3 protein-coding genes and 1 pseudogene are annotated in these 2,828 nt (G+C 39.0%); 1 reads left to right on the plus strand and 3 read right to left on the minus strand.

What is annotated here, in order from left to right:
- Positions 1–48: 48 nt before the first annotated feature.
- A complete protein-coding gene (locus ABEV15_RS08315) occupies positions 49–711 on the minus strand; it encodes a DUF975 family protein (protein WP_498852925.1) in 663 nt (220 codons plus the stop codon).
- 148 nt (positions 712–859) lie between these two features.
- Here ABEV15_RS08315 and ABEV15_RS08320 point away from each other — a divergent pair, with 148 nt between their 5' ends.
- Entirely contained in the window at positions 860–1,234 is a 375-nt protein-coding gene (locus ABEV15_RS08320; RefSeq protein WP_237811291.1) for a zinc ribbon domain-containing protein, read from the plus strand.
- Between the two features lie 210 nt (positions 1,235–1,444).
- Here the strand turns inward: ABEV15_RS08320 and ABEV15_RS08325 are convergent.
- A pseudogene (locus ABEV15_RS08325) lies at positions 1,445–1,816 on the minus strand (CapA family protein); the annotation flags it as partial.
- A 143-nt stretch (positions 1,817–1,959) separates the two neighbouring features.
- Positions 1,960–2,828: nuclease/transposase family protein (locus ABEV15_RS08330; RefSeq protein ID WP_498852926.1), on the minus strand; the 869-nt coding region annotated here is incomplete at its 5' end.

Here is a 2,828-nt window from a genome sequence, read left to right on the forward strand (position 1 = left end):
CATGCCGAGCACACTAAAAAACGAACAAGGTTGCCCTTGTTCGTTTTTTTACTCAGTTTGCACTTCTTGTGTACGAATAAATTGGTCATAAAATGCAGCAAGCGACGTGTAGACGTACGGAACGAGCCATAAAAGTCCAATCCCGAACGTTATAATCGAGAGTAGCCCCCAGCCGATGAAGCTCAAATATAACAAAAATAGTTTTCCTTTATATCCTTTCATTCGTTTTTTACTTTCGCTAATCGCTTGAAGCGCACCGTATTCGGGATGATCTTTTAATAAAAAGAATGCTTGTGAATAAGATAACGATTTAATAATTCCAGGGATAATAAGTAGCAAACTCCACAAAAACACAAAAATACCAAATAAAACGGACGTGCCAATGAGTTTTAATGATAACTTCCCATTTTGATATACTGTAAACATTGGAGAGATTCGGACAGGTTCATGGCGATACACATCTAAAAATACCCAATACACAACAACACTAAACGGAATGAGCGCAAGTGAAAGAAGCAAACTGACGATCGAAACAGATGTTGGCACGTTTTCTTGTTCAATCCATACGTCCCATCCTCCACTTAATACAACCTCAACTACTATAGGGAAAACGATGGTCACGAACGCATAAACAAGCATAAGAAGCACGGCACTGCCCCATTTTCCTTTCAACGCTTCCCTTGCTTCACGCCTTAACAATGATAATGTCATATGATAAAGCCTCCTTTTACGTGATCACACTTACACATATGGTCTATGCGGTTTTTACTCTAACATACTTATTCAAAAAAGTAAATGAGATGAATATTCTCTATGTTTTGTATATAATGGGTGTATCCATTATAAGGGAGGAATAGAAATGAAAAGCATCAAACCTGGCCGCGGGCCATCCATGCAAGGATTTATCGGCAGTATCGCCACCATTTTATTCGGTATGTTTTGGACGTTTATGACTTTTTCGATTACAAAAGATTCTCCCATTCCAGGATCACAAATCTTTCCTTTTTTCGGCTTCGTTATCATTGGTATCGGTATTTTTCAAGCTGTGTATCATTACAAAAACGCTACAGGGAAAGAACGGATGTCGATCGTCGATATTGTAGAAGAAGACGAAGAAAAAGATCCGCTCAATACTCGTTTCGGTCATATCGAAGGAGAAAAGTTTTGTCCACACTGTGGAACGAACGTACAAGCAAACTTCCGCTTTTGTCCATCTTGCGGAAAAGCATTATAAATCCAAGTGATACGCGAGAATAAGTAATGAATAAAAAGTTCGGCGCCTGCCGAACTTTTTTTACCCTCTTTTTCCCTTTATAGACCTTGTCAACCACACAGCACCAAAAATGAATACAGCAAAAACCCCAAGCAACGTGCCGAGCATCACGAGTTGAAATACAATGTCCCCGATGTACATAAAATCAACTCCTTTTCTTTCCATTATACTTTATTTTTCGTATACGAGCCATGTTGGTTTGTTAATTTTTGCTGATAAGCGAACAATTTTTGTTTTTACACGACTGGCTTCTTTTCCTTGAAGTGGAATCGGCTGATAGTTATTTCTTGTTGTTACAGATGAGATGCGAAACGGGATAATGCGAATCGTTGTTTTTGGTTGTTTTATGCCGTTTGCGAAATAAAACGTTTGCTGATAAACAAACGTATCCTTATCGCTCGGATTTTTATTGCCTCCGAACATAAAGTTGCCTAAGCTATAAACAATCATTTTTCCTTTATATTGTTCAATGCCTTGAATGACGTGTGGATGATGACCAACGACAAGATCTGCCCCACTATCGATCCTGAACCTCCCGATGGCTAAAGCCACGGGGTTCTTGTGTACAAAAGGGTTTCTCGTACACCTGAGTGTAGAACTCACCCTTGTTCCACAAGACTTTCATGGGCAAACACCTTACTGGTGCTTATCGCCCTGTGCGCCCGGTTCAAGACGCTTTTTATCATTTAAATTCCCATACTACTTACGACACATGAATGAAGATGAAGTCGTTTGATTTCTTCATCATGCAGTCGAATAAATTGATCCCATCTCTCTAAACATTTTTGTCTATCTATTTCTTTTCGATTGTCTTTCACATTCATGATTAAAAATGCGCTGTATAAATCCCGTTGCACTCTGCGTCCGTCTACTTCATGCCATCGTTGAGAAAGTGTTTTCTTGTTGTACTCATCGTTTTGGTGGTCGTATTGACTTGCCTTGACTCGAAATGTGTCGATGTATTGAAGGGAATAGTTTTCATATTGCAGTTTTTGATTCAGTATGTTTAAAAACAAACTTGGCGCACGATTCGCAATGCTTTTCCCAAATCGTTTTTTCTTTTTGTGTTTTCCGTTGGCATCGACTTTTGTTTCTTTTGCCTTTGCTTGAAGTGCTCTGAAATTCATTTTTTCTACTTGGATATGATGACCTAATGTGATGATCCAATTGGCAAGCCGTTGATGATCTTGTTTCCGCTTGTCTGCTGTTTTTCTTTGTAATTCTGCTAACTGATTTTTCGTTTTGAGATAATTTTTACTCCAAACCCATTTTTCCTTGTTATCTTTTTTTATTGTCCCATCTTCATTGTATTTGTGCGGATTATTCGCCCGTCTTTGACGATCCAATTTTCGTTGAAGAACTCGCTTTTGCTTTTCTATGTTTTCGATGCTCGGCGCAAGAATGAGCAACTTGACATTATTCATCGAGCAAATAGCGACGGTTTGTGTTCCTATGTCGATACCAACATCGCCTCGCCCTATTGGATGTTTTATTTCTCCTGTTTGGCGGTTTATTTTCTTTGGTGGCACACCTCCAAGAGTGAGTTGAAGAAAAT

The organism is Bhargavaea massiliensis (assembly GCF_050480245.1).
Classification (GTDB): Bacteria; Bacillota; Bacilli; order Bacillales; family Anoxybacillaceae; genus Anoxybacillus.